The organism is Paenibacillus sp. Y412MC10 (genome assembly GCF_000024685.1).
Classification (GTDB): domain Bacteria; phylum Bacillota; class Bacilli; order Paenibacillales; family Paenibacillaceae; genus Paenibacillus_AQ; species Paenibacillus_AQ lautus_A.
Genome location: NC_013406.1, coordinates 1855654 through 1873413, shown reverse-complemented (window position 1 = coordinate 1873413; position 17760 = coordinate 1855654). Strand labels below are relative to the sequence as shown.

Genomic DNA, 17760 nt, shown 5'->3' with positions numbered 1-17760 from the left:
AAAAACCTGATCTGGGGAGAATGTGATGACGACTCGCAAAAAATCCGTTCGCAAATTGTATAACGCGGTTATCCATATGACGTTCAGTATTTTGGGGCTCTATCTACATGTCAGTACCCATCATCTTTTACAAGAAACATTCGGCCCCGGATACCTCGACGATGAGAGACTCGCGATAAACCTGCTGTATGCCGTTCTTATCCTGCAGTTCCTGCTCGGCTTGTACGTCTTCATACGTTCAGCCATCATGCTTTACGAGTACAGGCAGGGAATCCGGAGTGAGGACGACGACGAGGTCTTGTTATGAAGCGTGTCGCTTAACCACTATGCACGAAGGGAGACTATGGAATTGAAACGAAAGCCTATGCGAAAAATGGCCCTCTTCATCCTTCTGGCCGCTGCCTGTTCCATCCTTGCTGTCTGGACTTTGATCCGGTTTATCGAAAATCTGGGCTCCTCCTACCAAATGCTTGGTTAAACCCCTAGCAAGCCCCTGCACAACAAAAAGTCCCGCAGAGGCTAACACATGCTGCCATGTGAATCCCTGCGGGACTTCCGATTCTCTCTATTGACATTCCGGGAACCGACAGCCGTTGCGCAATCGAACGATTACTCCGCTGGCCAACCGCTCGCCATGATCTCTGAAGTCTCTGCCATGATATACGAAGGCAGCGGCTCCCCATGCAGCAGCCACAGCTCATGCAGTGCACGCGTACAGCCTACATACATCAACTTGGCATCCCAAGCTTTCTCCGCGTAATGCGCCCGGTCCGCATCCGCCACCACAACGGCATCGAACTCAAGCCCTTTGGACAAGTACACGGGGAGCACGGAATACCCGCCCTGATACGTTCCTTTGCTGCCATCGATCAGATTCAGCATCGGCCAGGACGGGCTTAACTCCTCATGCAGCTCTTTCGCTTCCCGCAAGGTGCGGGTGAGAATGGCTACCGTCCGGTATTCCTTGGCAATGAGTGCACCCATGGCCCGCTCCAAATCCTTCCTTCTGGCGTTCGCGGCATCATAAGGAATGAGGCGAACGGCATCGCCGCTACGGAATACAGGCACGGCCAGCAGGTCGCTTTCGACCCCCTTCTCCAGTATCCCATTGGCAAATTCAATGATCTCCATCGTGGAACGGTAGCTGCGCGTCAGCGCAAAATAAGCCGTTTCCTCTTCCTTGAACAGGGAGCTCATTTCTTCCCACGCATGCACGCCGCGATACGCATGAATGCCCTGCGACAGATCGCCTAGTATGGTAAAGGAATGTCCTCTTACGAACAGATCCAGCACAGCCACCTGAAACGGAGAGAAATCCTGGGCTTCATCGATGACGATGTGGTCAAACCGCTGCTCTGAGGAAATATCGTTCAGCAAGCAGTGGAAATACAGCAGGGCAGGCAAATCCTCTTCCCGGACCACATTCTTCTTCAGATCTTTGCGCGTTGCGGCCAGTACCTCCGGCGGAATAAGAGCGGAGAGCTCTTCGACCCAGGAGCCAGCCGCCTTGACCGCTCCAAACAATTGCTTATATAGGGAAATCGGTTCAAATTTCGGCCAGCGATTGGCATAAGCCTTTTCTCGTTGTGCCGCTTTTTTCTTCCGTTCTTTCAGCACGGCCGCCGATGGCGATTTCTTCAGCTCCATTAAGGCCCAGCGATGCAATCTGGCGAGCAGCCGTTCCTTCCGTTTCGCCAGCGGATAGGGCTTATATTCCTGGTAAAACCATTCCGCCATCGTCTCCTGTTTCAGCACGGCTCCATCCCATGGAGAGAAATCCCCGTCCGGTAGGGCTGCGGCTTCGATGGACTCCACGCACCGCCGCACGATATCCATCAGCCTTAAGGAGCCTTTATAGCGCCCGCTCACATTATCGTCGATATCCGGCGTCCCTTGGCCCGGTTCCGTCTCGAACCACTGATGAAGCGTCTGCGCATGATCCTCCGAGGACAGCTGAATATCAAGCAGCTTCGCCGCCCAATCGCCAAAGGTCCGCTGCTGAATATCACCAACTCCGAGCTCGGGCAGCACATCGGATATGTAATCCAGGAACATGAGGTTTGGCGCGAATATGATCATTTTCTCGGCCGTTACCTGCTCCTTGTACTGGTAGAGCAAATAAGCCAGCCGATGCAGCGCCACCGTCGTTTTTCCGCTTCCCGCCACCCCTTGGATGATGAGGGCGGTGTTCTTGGCCGCCCGGATGATTTTATCCTGCTCCGCTTGGATCGTGGACACGATATCCCGCAGCCGGTTATCCTTGTTCTCACCGAGACGGTAGACCAAAAACTCATCGGATACGGCAGGTCCGCCGCTTTCCCGATTGTACGTGTCCGATACCCGCTCCAAAATTTGCTTGCGGATCACGACGTTTCGTTTTAAATACACAAGCCCCTCGATAATACCTTCGGGCGCTTCGAATGAAGCCGGATCGGTACCGCCCGTAAAGGAGTAGAATAGACTCGCGACCGGAGCCCGCCAATCAATCACCATCGGGTGATCACCAGCGTCCGCCTTGTCGAAGCCTATCTTCCCGATGTAGAGCGGTTTCTTCGCCCCCGTTCCGTTCTCTTGAAAATCCAGCCTTCCGAAATAAGGCTCCGGCAAGCTTTTGGCGAGGGCCTGCCGTTTCTCTTCCCGGCCTGCCTCGAGCACCTGCTCGGTAAAATCATGGCCCGTGTATACCGGAATACCGCGCAGCCGTTCAAGCTGACGGTCAATTTCAACGATAACCTCGTTTAGCCTTGACTCTTCTTCTTGATAGGCACTTTGAAAAGATTCTGACACTTTCAGTTACCTCCTAAGAACATATTTTTTCGTATCGAAGTCTGGCTTTAGGGCCGTGACACAAAAAGGAGTTCCATTGTAGCACAACTCGCCGGGATATACTAGCAAAGCGCTGTCACAGGAATTTTATTGTTTGGGTTTGCTGTTCGAATCGCTTGTCCACCGCAGCAAAAAACGCAGCGTCCATTGCTGGACACTGCGTTTGGTTAACCACGCTCAATTTTGCCGAAAGGCTGTTCTTTCTTTCTGCCTTCCTTTTGTCTATCGTTTTCTCGATCCGAGTTTAAATGTGTCCGGACACCCCGTTACAACGAGACGCCGCCTTTTTCGAGCAGCTCTTTCACCGTCACGCTGACCATGATCAGTCCCGCCACAGGCGGCACGAATGCATTGCTTGCCGGCGGCTGCTTCGCCTTCCGGATTTCCGGAGCATTCTCGGGCACGATTTTCTCCGTCACGTCCTGGCGGGGCTTCATCGGCTCTTCCAGAGAGAACACGACCTTGACCCCTTTCTTAATGCCGTCCTTGCGCAGCTTGGTGCGCACGATTCGGGCAATCGGATCCATGGAGGTTTTGGAGATGTCGGCCACCTGGAACTTCGTCGGGTCCATTTTGTTGGCCGCGCCCATGCTGGAGATGATCGGAATGCCCCGACGCAGGCACTCCTTGATTAAATGCACTTTATAAATAATCGTATCCGAGGCATCGATCACATAATCCAGCTCGTACTTAAACAGCTCTTCATACGTTTCTTCGGTGTAGAACATGTTCAGGGCGATCGCTTCACATTCCGGATTGATCAGTTTGACCCGATCGACCATCAAATCCGCTTTCTTCTGACCCACCGTTGTCGTTAACGCGTGGATCTGCCGATTGATGTTCGTGATGTCCACCACGTCTTTGTCGATCAGAATGATGCGGCCGACTCCGGTTCGGGCGAGGGCCTCCACCGCAATGGAACCCACGCCGCCGATACCCAGCACCGCCACGGTGCTGTTCTTCATCACTTCAAGGCCTTCGGGACCGATGGCTAATTCCGTTCGGGAAAATTGGTGCAGCATAATTCAAGCAACCTCCTTTATCAAGAACAACAGGCTTATTTTTTCTCGTCGCCCGGCTTCTTGGCGAGTTTGATATGCAGCTGCTCCAGCTGTCCTCCGTCCACCTGGGAAGGAGCGTCCATCAACAGATCCGTTGCGCTTGCCGTTTTCGGGAACGCAATCGTTTCACGCAGATTGGTGCGTCCGGCAAGCAGCATGACCAAACGGTCCAACCCGAAGGCGATTCCGCCGTGCGGAGGCGTGCCGTACTCAAAGGCGTCCATAAGATAGCCGAATTTGTCGTGCGCCACTTCCGGCGACATGCCTAGAGCCGCAAACATTTTCTCTTGGATCTCGCGTTTGTAAATCCGCATGGAACCGCCGCCTACTTCGTATCCATTCAGAACGATGTCGTAAGCCTCGGCGCGTACGGCAAGCGGATCCGTATCCATCAAACCCAGATCCTCGTCTTTTGGACGGGTGAACGGATGATGCTCGGCCACATAGCGCTTCGCCTCTTCGTCATAGCTGAACAGCGGGAAGTCCAGCACCCAAGCAAACTTGTATTCGTTGTCGTTGATCAGGCCAAGCTGGCGTCCGATTTTCAAACGGAGCGCGCCAAGCACGTCGGCAACCACTTTTTTGTTGTCGGCGGAGAACAGCAGCAGGTCTCCGTCTTCGGCTCCCGTGCGTTCTCTTACCGCTTCAATTTCCTGCTCGCTGAAGAATTTCACGATTGGCCCTTTGAATTCGCCCTCTTTCACTTGAATCCAGGCAAGACCCTTCGCTCCGTAACGGGCTGCATACGGTCCCAGATCGTCAATTTCCTTACGGGTCCAGGTGCCGCAGCCTTTAGCGTTCAAACACTTCACTTCGCCGCCTTTTTCAATGACGGAAGAGAATACTTTGACGCCGCTGCTTGCAACGATGTCGTTCATTTCGATCAGTTCCATGCCGAAGCGGAGATCCGGCTTATCGGAGCCGTATTTGCCCATGGCGTCGGCATAACTGATACGCTGGAACGGCGTCGCCAGCTCAACGCCGATGGTTTCCTTGAACAGCTTCACCATCAGCTGCTCCATCATGTTCAGCAGGTCTTCCCGATCCATGAAGGATGTCTCGATGTCGACCTGGGTAAACTCCGGCTGACGGTCGGCCCGCAAGTCTTCGTCACGGAAGCAGCGCGCAATTTGGTAGTAACGCTCAAGCCCGCTCACCATAAGGAGCTGCTTGTAGATTTGCGGGGATTGCGGAAGCGCAAAGAATTCGCCTGCGTGTACGCGGCTCGGCACGAGATAGTCGCGCGCGCCTTCCGGTGAGCTTTTGGTCAGAATTGGCGTCTCCACATCCACGAAGCCCTCATCATCGAGGAAGTCGCGGAATACTTTCGATGCTTTGGAGCGCAGCATCAGCGTTTTTTGCATCTCCGGACGGCGAAGGTCCAGATAACGATACTTCAGGCGGAGCTGCTCATCCACTTCCACGCCGTCTTCGATAAAGAACGGAGGCGTTTTGGCTGCGTTCAGCACTTCGATGCTGGTTACTTGTACTTCGATTTCGCCTGTCGGCAGGTTCGGGTTGAACGTTTCCGGATCACGCTTTACGACTTTCCCGGATACGGCCACCACGAATTCGCTGCGGACTTTATCGGCAACGGCCAATGCCTCGCCGGAGAAATCCGGGTTAAATACGATTTGCATGATGCCGCTGCGATCGCGCAGATCGATGAACAGCACGCCGCCCAAGTCGCGGCGGGTTTGTACCCATCCGTTCAGTGTTACAGTTTCTCCAATGTTCGCGGTTGTCAGGTGACCGCAATGATGCGTCCTTTTCATCGGTTATCATTCCCCTTTAGTATAATTAAGCCGCTTTACGGCGATTAAACAAATTCCTGTACCAGGCTATCCAGCCTCACGGTTCGCTGCTCGCCGGTCTCCATCGACTTCAATGCGATTTCGCCGCGTGCCAGCTCGTCGTCGCCCAGAATGGCGGTATAACGGGCTTGCAGACGATCGGCCGATTTCATCTGGGCTTTCATTTTCCGGCCGAGATAATCGCGTTCCGCGGACACGCCATTCCTGCGGAGTTCGTAGATCAATTTCGCCAATTCCCGCTCGGCGGCTTCACCCAGCGCCACCAGATAGACATCCAAAGGCTTCGAGGCCGACAGATTGACGCCTTGATGCTCCAGAATCAATTGGATACGCTCAAGGCCGATGCCGAACCCGATGCCCGGCTGATCCGGTCCGCCGATCTGGCCGACGAGACCGTTGAATCGTCCGCCGCCGCCTACCGTATCAATCGCGCCGATGCCCTGGGCCTTGAATTCGAAGGCGGTATGCGTGTAATAGTCCAATCCCCGAACCAGTCTTGGATTGATTTCATACTCGATGCCCATGGCGTCCAGGTACCCTTGGACTTTCTCGAAATGCGTGCTGCACTCCTCGTCCAGGCTCTCCAGGATCGAAGGCGCATCACCGAACTTCCCTTGGTCCTTCTTGCAATCCAGCACGCGAAGCGGGTTGCGTTCCATGCGCGACTGGCAGTCCGAGCAAAGGCTGTCTTTCATCGGTTCCAGGAAAGCAAGCAGCGCGCTGCGGTAAGCTGCCCTTACCTCGGGCGTTCCCACGGAGTTAATCTCTGCTTTTACCCCGTTCAGTCCAAGTTCCTTGTAGAAGCTGTACCCCAGCGCAATGACCTCGGCATCGATAGCCGGATCCGCGGTGCCGAACACCTCTACGCCGAACTGGTGGAACTGGCGGTATCGGCCCGCCTGCGGCCGCTCATAGCGGAACATGGGCCCCAAATAGTACAGCTTCGTGACATCGGGCTCTCCATACAGCTTGTTTTGCACGTAAGCCCGAACGACGCCTGCCGTCCCTTCCGGACGAAGAGTCATGCTGCGATCCCCTTTGTCCTTGAACGTGTACATTTCCTTCTCTACGATATCCGTCGTTTCGCCGACCCCGCGTTCGAACAATTCGGTCTGTTCGAAGATCGGTGTGCGAATTTCGCGGTAGTTGTACCTCCGGCATAGATCCCGTGCCTTCTCCTCGATAAACTGCCATTTCTCGACGGCTCCTGGCAGGATGTCCTGCGTGCCTGTCGGTTTCTCGAATTTCTCGTTTGCCATCTTCATCCCTCCGCGTCCTATGACATACTCACCTTTTGAACATGTCCCTTGCCTAGATCTGTTTAACTATGGAAAAACTCCTAGGGAGTCATTTCTCAACAAGCCGTGAAACCAAAAAATCTCCCGTCCCGCTGTCCTAAGACAACAGGGACGAGAGATGTTTAATTTATCACCCGTGGTACCACCCACATTCCGGCGGCGACACATCCTAACATGTGTTCAACCATCCGCTTCATCCGTATAACGCTCGGCCGCGCAGTTCGGCTACTGTCTATCCCACCGGTTAACCGGTGCTTGCTTCGCCGTCTGTTCTCGGGGAGGTCATTCGTCCACTCATCAAGCGAATCCTTACAGCCAAGGGATTCTTCTCTGGTCTTGTGGGGATGGAGTACTTGTTCCCGTCATGAAATCCGTTATTTATAAATATAGTATACCCAAAACATTATATTTTTAGATTCTAATGAACCGCCGCACTAAAGTCAAGAAACTTTGTAGAAATTTCCCGAAAAAAGAAAAAGACCTACAAACCACTGTTGTAGGTCCAAAACATATATTATATAAAAAAGGGGGTCATGCTGTTATTATAAACAGGGAATATTAAAGAAACATTGAACAAACATTACAGTTATATTACAAGCAAGAAAGCGCTTTTATGTCATAGAGTTGAAAAGGGCCGCTCCACCAAAGGAACAGCCCTTTTTTGCGTTTCGGGCGGATAAGCCCTTCTTAGTAACTCATCGCCTGCCGCGTCTCTTTCGCTAATCATACATTAATCAAATCGCTCCACATAAGCGTTATTGGCCCGCAAATCATGCACGATCTGATCATAGTCCTCGTCCCTTACCTTAACGGACAAGGTGTACCTGAGATCGTCATAGTCCCCGTCGGTTACGTCCGCTTCCCGCCATCCGTCGCCGGGCAGATCATCGCTGTCCGGCCGATCCTGGGCGATGTCGCGGCTGGTATCCCTTGCCCCCACAATCACCCCGGGAGCCCCGACTACGCCGCCGGGAGCCCCCATCGTTGTAGCCCCTGCGGTAGCACCACCCGTGCCGGCATTGCCCCATGGCACCAGCGGCACGAGGATATTCCCTCCGCTTCGGACCGAATCCTGAAGCTGTCCGACCTCCAGCTGTTCCGTGTTGTACGTCAGCAGCCTCGTCCTTGCGCCTTCAGCGTCGTCTTCCGTCCTGAAATAAGCTTGAATTTGTCTAGACATGTCCATTCCTCCTTTTTTTCAACCCGCGTGTTTGAAAGATCGGTATTACATGGACAACCATACAGCTAATTTAGCGCCTACAGCGCTTTTAACAGCTCGCGCACGAAGGCCGGCTCATCTTTCGGAGTCCGGGACGTAATGAAATTCCGATCCACGACGACTTCCTCATCCTTAAAGTTGGCGCCGGCGTTTACCATATCATCCTGAAGCGGAGGATAGGAAGTGATCGTGCGTCCCTTCAGCAGGTCGGCGCTTGCTAAAATTTGCGGCCCGTGGCATATCGAGGCAATCGGTTTGCCCGCCTTGTCCGCTGCTGCAACAAACTGCAATATATGGGAATCCAGTCGCAAGTTTTCCGGAGAAGAACCGCCTGGAATAACCACCGCATCATAATCGTTTATGTTGACGTCCGCAATGGCTTTATCGGTTGTGTAGGAAGCCTTGCCCTGTTTGCCCTTTACCTCTTGTCCTTGTTTCAATCCAATGATATCAGCCTGATGCCCCGCTTCCTTCACGGCATCGTAAGGAGTTTTCATCTCGGAATCTTCGAATTGGTCGGCTAGTAGAAATGCTACTTTACTCATCTGGCATGTCTCCTTCCTGAAATGTCCTCGATTTGTTATTACCCTGGAATCTCTTTTTTATAACAGCGGAATTCACGAAAAAGGCCTATCAACGGCGCTTGCCTGCAACAGATGTCTGTCCCGAAGGAAGCTTGAGTATGGCGATGATCCGCGAACGCCAAAAAGAGCCTGAGATCATCTCAGGCTCCGCTTATAAAAATCCGCATTTATGGCACGCGACGCTGTGCTGAAATCTACGATCGGGGCAGCTGCTTCCGCATATTTCCCTTGATGCTGATGAGCTGTGCAGATTCTTCCGGCGCCGAAACCATGCGTTCCGTGCTGGCTGCTTCCCTGACGCCTCCGGTCCCGACCGTCGCAGGCAAACTGCTCCATATCGAAAATTTGGGGGATTGACGCATATCGTACGGCTCCTTTGCTTGCGAATAACAACCTTCGATTATTCACTCAGGATGCCCCATCTCTACGATATGATGCATGCTGCCGTCCTTTTCAGGCAGGTTAGGATCGGCTGTCAATAATTAAGGTCACCGGTCCCCAGTTGGTCAACGACACGTCCATCATTGCTCCGAAAACCCCGGTCTCCACCTGCAATCCCTTCGCCGAAAGCTCGCGGTTAAACGACTCGTACAATGCATTCGCTTGATCCGGTTTTGCGGCAGCCATAAAGTTCGGCCGCTTTCCTTTGCGGGTGTCTCCATAGAGGGTAAATTGGGACACCGACAGAATCGCTCCGCCCACGTCCTGGACGCTGAAATTCATTTTTCCGTCCTCATCCTCAAAAATCCGCAGCCCCGCTACCTTTTCCGCAAGGTATTTGGCATCCTTCTCTTCATCCTCATGCGTCACGCCGACCAGCACCATCAATCCCGCTTCAATCTTGCCGACGATTTCATTATCCACTGCGACTTGCGCATTCTTGCATCGTTGAATGACCACTCTCATCGGATTAGCTCCTTCATCTTCAAAAAATAAAACGGCCTGTCTCCCTCAGGATAACAGACCGCATTCGTATCATCCTCCGGGATCGTCATGAACCCCGGGACCATTCCCTTAGCGCATCGTGCCGTCACTGCATGATCCGATGAACGGTATACACATCCTTCACCCGCTTGATTCGTTCCACTACGGATTGGAGATGATCCGTATTGCGGATCAGGATGGTCATGTGGATCATGGCCATTTTGTTCTTGTCGGATCGCCCCGTGACGGCGGAAATGTTCGTCTTGCTCTCGGAGACGGCCTGAAGGACTTCGTTCAACAGTCCGTTGCGATCGTGTCCCGTCACTTCAATATCGACGCTGTAATTCGCCTCGACGGCCGTTTCCCATTCCACCTCAATCACGCGTGCCGCATCCTCGCCTTCATCCGTTGTCGGCAGATTCGCGCAATCCGAACGATGGACCGATACGCCGCGGCCGCGGGTTACATAGCCTACAATATCATCGCCGGGTACGGGATTGCAGCATCTTGCGAAACGCACGAGCAGGTTATCAATCCCTTTGACGCGGACGCCGTTGGTCGGGCGGCTGCGCTTCTCGGCCGGCTTGATTTCCTTCATCTCGGAGGTTAATTCAAGCTGGTTGGCTTCTTCCTGCTCCTTGCGCAGCTTCTCGGTCACCTTCGTACAGATCTGCGCGGCAGTGATCCCGCCGAAGCCGACCGCCGATAGCATATCCTCGATATCATTAAAAGCGAATTTCTTGGCCGCTTCCATTAATTTATCGTCCGTCGTCCACTCGGACACGTCAAGACCGAGGCGCTTGATTTCGCGCTCCAGCATCTCGCGGCCCTTCTCGACGTTCTCTTCGCGCTTCTCTTTCTTGAACCACTGCTTGATTTTACTTCGGGCATGCGAGGATTGGGCAATCTTCAGCCAGTCCTGGCTCGGGCCGTAGGAATGCTTCGACGTCAAAATTTCCACGATATCGCCGGTTTTGAGCTGATGATCCAGCGGAACGATTCTTCCGTTGACCTTGGCACCAATGGTGCGGTTTCCTACTTCGGTATGAATTCGGTAGGCAAAATCGAGGGGAACGGAGCCGGAAGGCAGCTCGATCACCTCGCCTTTTGGCGTAAACACAAATACCAAATCCGAGAAAAAGTCCATTTTCAAAGATTCTACAAATTCCGACGCATCCTTCGTTTCATGCTGCAGCTCCAATATCTCGCGGAAAAACGTCATCTTGTTGTCGAAGCTGCCCCCGTTGCCTGCTGAGCCTTCTTTATACGCCCAGTGTGCCGCGATACCGAACTCCGCCGTTCGATGCATCTCCCAGGTGCGGATCTGAACCTCCGTCGGCTCCCCGTTAGGCCCTACCACCGTCGTGTGGAGGGACTGGTACATATTCGTTTTTGGCATGGCGATATAATCTTTGAAGCGGCCGGGCATCGGCTTCCACAGGGTGTGGATGATGCCGAGCGTGGCATAACAATCCTTGATATTGTCCACAATAATGCGGATTGCAAGGAGATCGTAAATTTCGTTGAACTGCTTGTTCTTCACCGTCATTTTTTTGAACACGCTGTAGATATGCTTGGGCCGGCCCGACAAATCGGCTTGAATGCCCATTTCGTCAAGCTTCTCGCGGATGCAGACGATGACGTTGTCGATGTACTGCTCCCGCTCCGCACGCTTCTTGTGCATCAAATTCGCAATGCGGTAATACTGCTGCGGATTCAAGTAACGAAGCGCAATGTCCTCCATCTCCCATTTGATCGCGGAAATACCGAGACGATGGGCTATCGGACAAAAGATTTCCAAGGTTTCATAGGAAATGCGGCGCTGGCTCTCCTCGGACTGGTACTTAAGAGTGCGCATATTATGAAGCCGGTCCGCCAGCTTGATGACGATTACGCGGATATCACGTGCCATGGCGATAAACATCTTGCGATAATTTTCGTTTTGCTGCTCTTCTTTGGATCGGAATTGGATGCGTTCCAACTTCGTTAAACCATCCACCAGCATTGCGCAGGTATCCCCGAAACGCTCGCGGATCTGCTCGAGCGATACGGTTGTATCCTCAACGACATCGTGAAGCAATGCAGCAATAATGGACAATGTGTCCATCTGCATGTTCACCACGATGTCTGCAACCGCAAGCGGATGAAGAATATAAGGTTCTCCCGATTTCCGCACTTGTCCGTGGTGGGCTTGCTCCGCAAATTCATAAGCTTCCTGGATGCGGAGAAGATCGGGTTCTTTTATATAGGCGCTGGCCTTTTCGAGTAATCGCTCTATGCCCATTTTGGAGTCCTTCTCTTCCCTTTCTATATAAAATGGAACCCGCCCTTGTCAAAACGTGCAGGTTCCCTCGTGATTGTTTTCCTATCATTATGACGCTTGCGGCGTTATACGTCAACATGTGGAGCGTTCGGTCACTTATAGTATGCCCTTTTCCTGCACGGGGACATCAAAACATGACATGAATTGAATATTTTGACGAACTGTAAAAATTATTGTTGATAAAACGAACGATTGTATTTAATCTATTAAAGATCGTACGCGAACGGTCCTATATTTAAAGTCCTATAGAGGAGTGAAATGGTTTGCAACGTGAAATTCAAGTAGATGAGAAGCTTCCGTTTGGTCCCGGGTTCCTTCTGAGCCTGCAGCATTTGTTCGCCATGTTCGGAAGCACGGTGCTTGTACCGAATATATTCGGCGTGGATCCCGGCATGATCCTGCTGATGAACGGTATCGGCACGCTGCTCTACATTTTTTTATGTAAAGGAAAGATTCCGGCCTACCTCGGCTCCAGCTTCGCCTTTATCTCACCGGTGCTGATCGTACTGGCAGGCGATCCGGAAGCCAATTACGGCAAAGCCTTGGGCGCCTTTATCGTGACGGGTATTATCTTCTGTATTGTGGCGTTCATTGTCAAATATGCGGGAACCAAATGGATCGACTTCGTCTTCCCGCCTGCGGTTATGGGTGCTATCATTGCGATGATCGGGCTTGAGCTTGTTCCGGTTGCCGCAGGCATGGCTGGATTTTTGCCGGAAGAAGGGCAATCCATCGATCCTAAAATCATAACCATCTCGCTCGTTACCCTCGGAGTTACGGTGTTGGGTTCCATCTTGTTCCGCGGCTTCGCCAAAATTATCCACATCCTGATCGGGATCGTTGTCGGATATGCGCTTTCCTTCGCGCTTGGGGTCGTGGACACGGAGAAAATTGCAAACGCGAAGTTCCTGTCGGCTCCGGAGCTGACAACCCCGGTTTTCGATAGCGGGGCGATCTGGACCATCATTCTGGTTTCGCTCGTAGTTATCGTGGAGCACATCGGCCACCTGCTGGTAACCAGCAATATCGTGGGCAAAGACCTTTCCAAGGATCCTGGCCTTCACCGCTCCCTGCTTGGCAACGGTATTTCCACCATCTTGTCCGGATTCGTTGGTTCCACGCCGAATACAACGTACGGTGAAAATATCGGGGTCATGGCTTTGACGAAGGTGTATTCCGTGTTTGTCATCGGAGGCGCCGCCATTATTGCCATTATTCTTTCCTTCTCAGGAACATTTTCCGCCGTTGTAGCGAACATTCCAACACCGGTTATGGGCGGCGTGTCTCTCTTGCTGTTCGGGGTAATCGCAGCTTCCGGCCTACGGATCTTCGTGGAGCAGAAGGTGGATTTCTCCAAAGCAAGCAACATGATCTTGGCTACAATCGTACTGGTAACAGGAATCAGCGGCGTAACCTTGAAGATTAACACGGTCGAGCTGAAGGGTATGGCATTGGCGACCATCGTAGGTGTCATAATGGCTGTCCTCTTCAAACTCTTCGAAATTACCGGGCTCTCCAATGAAAAGAATGATGAGCCGCTCGTGGAAAAAACGCCGGATTGAACCGACAACTTTATTGCAAAACAGAAAAATGCCCTGAGCTGATTGCTCAGGGCATTTTATTATTTCCCGGGAAAATCAGGAAGAATAGTGTCGTTTACTCGTACTGCATCAACGTAAATACATCGATGTCATCCAGCTTCGAACGGCCGTTCAAATCCGTCAGCTCGATCATGAAAGCAGCGCCAACAACGTTCCCGCCCAATTGACGGATGAGGTTAACCGAAGTCGCAATCGTACCGCCTGTTGCAAGAAGATCATCCGCAATCAATACATTTTGCCCTTTCTCGATTGCATCGGTATGCATCGCCAAGCGATCTTTACCGTATTCGAGGTCATATCCCACTTCAATCGTTTCGTAAGGCAGCTTGCCGCTTTTGCGAATGGGCGCGAATCCCACGCCAAGCGCGTAAGCCAGCGGAGCACCCACGACAAATCCACGGGCTTCGGGACCAGCTATCACATCAATTTTGAGATCGGAAACCAAGACCTTCAGTTCCTCTATGGCTTTGCGATATACCTCACCATTCTTCAGCAGTGTGGTAATATCCTTGAAGCTGATCCCCGCTTGCGGAAAATCGGGAATGACACGAATATAATCTTTAAAATCCAAAATAATCTCCTCCTGTATAGTTGCGGTTAAGATACGCCTTTTGTACGGGACGTCATCCACTGGGTTAACTGTTCGGTGCCGGCATGCAGCAGATGCTGCTCCATATCCGCCAAGTCGCTTAATTCCCGGAAGTGACGGGATGCGTCGAGCGGTTTTTTCTCCGGCTTCGGTACAAAGGTAATTTGTCCCTGGTCACGCTGAATGAATGCCAATTCTTCAAAGACATCCAGTACTTTGACCAGCATGCGCGATGACAACGAAGTCTGCTTCTGTAGACGTGCTACGACCTCTTTTTCCGGCATGGGAGCGGACGTCAGTCCAGCGAGTGATACGTACAGCTTCTTAAACTGTTCCCGGTCCGGAATTTGCAGCCGTTCGCGCAGGTTCCGGGTCGGATGTAACATAAATATATTGGGAACGGAATGGAAGGCTGACATGAATGCAGCGAGCTGCTCAGCCGTCTCCGGTACATCCAGTACGAACAAAACGGAAATGTCTTCTTGACTGCCGCTCGCGGCGATTTCATTATCCGGCACGATGCCAGCATTCCTATCATATACCCAAAGGCACATATCATACAATTGACTTTTTATTTCCGGATGTGAATCTTTTGCGTACACCACCGCGGAACGGACAGCCGGGCACCGCAGATGCGGCTCCAGTTCAGCTCTCCACCTCTGGATCTCCCGGATCGGTTCTTTGATCCCGCGGTAATCAAACACCTGCTGATAAGGGGCGCAGATATCCTGAATCATGAGCTGCACTTTACGGCTCCCGTTCCATTCATTGACGGAAAGCTCGCCAAGCACATCCACAACCGAACCCACCGGCAGAATATCGGCAAGATGGCCCCAGCCGAATGAGATCGCATCGATAACCTCCCGCTTTTGCTGCAAACGAAGCTTCAGATGTTTCCCTTCTTTGCCGATCTTGCGGACGTCCTTGATGACAACGTCCCGAAAAACGATCTTCGGTACGGCATTCGCCATGCCGAACGGGCCTAACTGTTCCATCTGTTCCAGAATGGGTACGGATACCTCCGACAAACTGGCTTCCAGGTCCGCTTCGCAAACGGCAATCAGATGCTCTGCTTCGAGCGCATCCTCCGCATATCGATGAAGTCCCTGTTCGAATGCCGCCAAGCGGTCTCGATGGAGGCTCATGCCGGCTGCGGAAGGATGGCCGCCAAAGTGGTCCATGACGTCTTTGCAAGAAAGCAAAGCCGCATAGATATCGAATCCCGGAATCGAACGGGCAGAGCCTTTACAGTTTCCCGTTTCGGGATCAATCCCGAGAATTACAACGGGGCGGTAAAAGCGCTCCAGGATTTTGGAAGCCACGATGCCGACCACGCCGACATTCCAGCCCTCGCCCGCCAGTACGATAACAGGCGGGATCTCCTGCCCTCTCCAGCGGTTTTGAACCATCCCCAGCGCTTCCTGGACGATGTTTTCGACCACTTGCTGCCGATCCTTGTTCAGCCCGTCCAGCTCCCAAGCAAGGCGCTCTGCCTCTTCCCTGTGCTCCGTTGTAAGCAGCGTAACGGCACGGCCTGCATGGTCCAAGCGGCCGCTGGCGTTAATCCGTGGTGCCATGGAGAAGGCCACGTTAACGGCCGTCACCTGCTCTACATGAATTCCCGATACTTCAAGCAAGCTGCGGATGCCTTCATACCGCGTTCTTCGCATCGATTCGATACCGTGCTTCACAAGCACCCGATTCTCCCCCGTGAGCGGCATCAAGTCAGCGATCGTTCCGATCGAAACGATCTGGAGCCATTCCTCCGGCGGGTCACCCACGAGAGCCTGTGCCAATTTGTAAGCCACGCCTACGCCGGCCAGCCCCTTAAAGGGATACGGGCATGTCGGGATCTTCGGATTGATCAATGCATATGCCTCAGGCAGCACCTCAGGCGGCTCATGATGGTCGGTGACGATGACGTCGATGCCAAGGCTGTTGGCATACGCGATTTGCTCGACCGCACTAATCCCGGTATCTACAGTGATCACCAGACTGACCCCTTGCTGATGGGCCCAATCCAGCGCATGATTATGTAAGCCATAACCTTCATTGGATCGGTGAGGGATATAAATATCATAAGATGCTCCCAAATAACGCATCAGATGAATCATCAATGATGTGCTGGAAACCCCGTCCGCGTCATAATCGCCGTAGATAAGAATATGCTCCCGATCCTCCAGCGCTTTGCGGATGCGCGGCACGGCCTCCCGCATTCCCTGCATGAGATAAGGGTCGTGCGTCAGCTCAAACGTTCCATATAAAAATTCCCGGCCATCCTCGGCTGATTGTATCCCCCGGGACGCCATGAGTGAAGCCACGATGGGTGGCAGCGACAAATCATGGGCCAGCCGTTCGGTGATCGTTGACGCTGCCTCTCGTATTCTCCATTCATATTTGGAATACAGCACAGGGATTCACCTTCCTTTTCCTGCCTATTTCCTGCTGTCTTAAAAGCTCCGCCCTTATTGCGGCAGTGTCGGCATATCGTTGTCCATCAAGTCATAGTTCGATTTATACGGGTAACCGGGTTCATAAGGCACAACGTGAACCTTGGCATCCGTAACCTGAATAAATCGATGGGTCAACAGCTTCCGGATTCGCTCGGCAATTTCCTGAGCTTCCAATACGGACGTTCTCGGATTCACGGTGATTTTCACTTCGATGTTCACGTGGCGAATCTGTCCGTATTCCTGAACCTTCAGCTCCTCGATCGTGATCACGCCGTGCACCCGCTGAATCGTATCCATGAACTCGGCTTCGTGTTCATGGCGTTTCTCCTCCGCAAGCGTGCCGTAAACGGAATGAACGATGAGTATATATCCTTTCCGGACCACGAGACAAGCCACGATAAGAGCCGCTATGGAATCCATGTAGAATAGAGGCGACCATTCAAAATAGGAGCCTGCCATGGATAGCGACACGCCGATCAATACCGTTAGCGATGAATATAAGGCAAACCGATGATCAGCCGATAACATTTCGTACCGGGGATCATGCAGTCTTTTCATCTGCCAACTTTGATATTGGAATACCGCTTCGTTCACCGCCATCGATATGAAAATTGCAAGGAGCGCCGATGTGGCCGGCGGCTCGAGGTTATCCGAAGCCATGGTCTGGATCGCGGATACCGCAATTTGAATGCCGCCCATGATCAATAACACGGCAAATAAGATCGATATGACGGGCTCCGTCGTACTCGAAACGTTCCGTTTGTCCCGCATCGGACTTTTCGTGCCGAATATGCCAAGGCTTGGCAACCGGTCCACCAATAAAGTTACGGCATTCGCCGCAGAATGCAGGGCATCTCCGATGAGAGCCTTGCTGCCGGATAAGTAACCGGCTATCCCTTTGCACAAGGCTAATGCCAAATCCGTTACAATGCCTGTCCATAGGACAGTCTCCGTATGATTCAAGCGTTCATTGCTCACTTGAGGCCCCCCTCAATGTCACTGTCGATCCTGTACTCGTCATGCTGCCTGCTGCTAACTTTAGAAAGCCGCGTCGCCTGCGACGCGGCT

15 protein-coding genes are annotated in these 17760 nt (G+C 52.6%); 3 read left to right on the top strand and 12 right to left on the bottom strand.

The window, feature by feature from the left end; translation table 11 throughout:
* Positions 1-25: 25 nt before the first annotated feature.
* On the top strand, positions 26-307 hold the full coding sequence (locus GYMC10_RS07950) for a hypothetical protein (protein WP_015734050.1): 282 nt from the start codon (positions 26-28) through the stop codon (positions 305-307).
* Positions 308-349: 42 nt separating this feature from the next.
* Positions 350-478 (top strand): hypothetical protein, encoded by a 129-nt coding sequence (locus tag GYMC10_RS32905; protein ID WP_260871268.1) that lies wholly within the window; start codon positions 350-352, stop codon positions 476-478.
* A 131-nt stretch (positions 479-609) separates the two neighbouring features.
* On the opposite strand, the gene GYMC10_RS07945 is transcribed toward GYMC10_RS32905, so the two are convergent.
* The 9 genes from GYMC10_RS07945 to GYMC10_RS07910 all read right to left on the bottom strand — a co-directional run bounded on the left by GYMC10_RS07945 (position 610) and on the right by GYMC10_RS07910 (position 12010).
* Entirely contained in the window at positions 610-2787 is a 2178-nt protein-coding gene (locus tag GYMC10_RS07945) for a HelD family protein (protein ID WP_015734049.1), read from the bottom strand.
* Between the two features lie 305 nt (positions 2788-3092).
* A complete protein-coding gene (locus tag GYMC10_RS07940; RefSeq protein ID WP_009592791.1) occupies positions 3093-3848 on the bottom strand; it encodes a ThiF family adenylyltransferase in 756 nt (251 codons plus the stop codon).
* A gap of 35 nt (positions 3849-3883) precedes the next feature.
* Positions 3884-5662 carry an aspartate--tRNA ligase gene (aspS, locus tag GYMC10_RS07935; protein WP_015734048.1) on the bottom strand — a complete coding sequence of 593 codons (1779 nt, stop codon included), beginning with the start codon at positions 5660-5662 and terminating at the stop codon, positions 3884-3886.
* 44 nt (positions 5663-5706) lie between these two features.
* Positions 5707-6960, bottom strand: coding sequence for a histidine--tRNA ligase (gene hisS, locus GYMC10_RS07930; protein WP_015734047.1), 1254 nt, complete (start codon positions 6958-6960; stop codon positions 5707-5709).
* Between the two features lie 769 nt (positions 6961-7729).
* Positions 7730-8179, bottom strand: a complete 450-nt coding sequence (locus GYMC10_RS07925; protein ID WP_009592790.1) for a hypothetical protein — start codon at positions 8177-8179, stop codon at positions 7730-7732.
* Between the two features lie 77 nt (positions 8180-8256).
* Complete coding sequence (locus tag GYMC10_RS07920) at positions 8257-8763, bottom strand: type 1 glutamine amidotransferase domain-containing protein (protein WP_009592768.1); 507 nt, start codon at positions 8761-8763, stop codon at positions 8257-8259.
* A 233-nt stretch (positions 8764-8996) separates the two neighbouring features.
* Complete coding sequence (locus GYMC10_RS32490) at positions 8997-9164, bottom strand: hypothetical protein (RefSeq protein WP_009592793.1); 168 nt, start codon at positions 9162-9164, stop codon at positions 8997-8999.
* 100 nt (positions 9165-9264) lie between these two features.
* Positions 9265-9708, bottom strand: a complete 444-nt coding sequence (gene dtd, locus GYMC10_RS07915) for a D-aminoacyl-tRNA deacylase (protein WP_015734045.1) — start codon at positions 9706-9708, stop codon at positions 9265-9267.
* Between the two features lie 124 nt (positions 9709-9832).
* Entirely contained in the window at positions 9833-12010 is a 2178-nt protein-coding gene (locus GYMC10_RS07910; RefSeq protein ID WP_009592739.1) for a RelA/SpoT family protein, read from the bottom strand.
* A gap of 302 nt (positions 12011-12312) precedes the next feature.
* Here GYMC10_RS07910 and uraA point away from each other — a divergent pair, with 302 nt between their 5' ends.
* Positions 12313-13611, top strand: a complete 1299-nt coding sequence (gene uraA, locus GYMC10_RS07905; protein WP_015734044.1) for a uracil permease — start codon at positions 12313-12315, stop codon at positions 13609-13611.
* Positions 13612-13705: 94 nt separating this feature from the next.
* Here the strand turns inward: uraA and GYMC10_RS07900 are convergent, their stop codons facing one another.
* Genes GYMC10_RS07900 through GYMC10_RS07890 form a run of 3 tightly spaced genes read right to left on the bottom strand, consistent with a single transcriptional unit; the run spans position 13706 to position 17670 of the window.
* Positions 13706-14221, bottom strand: coding sequence for an adenine phosphoribosyltransferase (locus GYMC10_RS07900; RefSeq protein ID WP_009592753.1), 516 nt, complete (start codon positions 14219-14221; stop codon positions 13706-13708).
* A gap of 26 nt (positions 14222-14247) precedes the next feature.
* On the bottom strand, positions 14248-16650 hold the full coding sequence (gene recJ, locus GYMC10_RS07895; RefSeq protein WP_015734043.1) for a single-stranded-DNA-specific exonuclease RecJ: 2403 nt from the start codon (positions 16648-16650) through the stop codon (positions 14248-14250).
* Between the two features lie 54 nt (positions 16651-16704).
* Positions 16705-17670 carry a cation diffusion facilitator family transporter gene (locus GYMC10_RS07890; RefSeq protein WP_015734042.1) on the bottom strand — a complete coding sequence of 322 codons (966 nt, stop codon included), beginning with the start codon at positions 17668-17670 and terminating at the stop codon, positions 16705-16707.
* Positions 17671-17760: the final 90 nt, after the last annotated feature.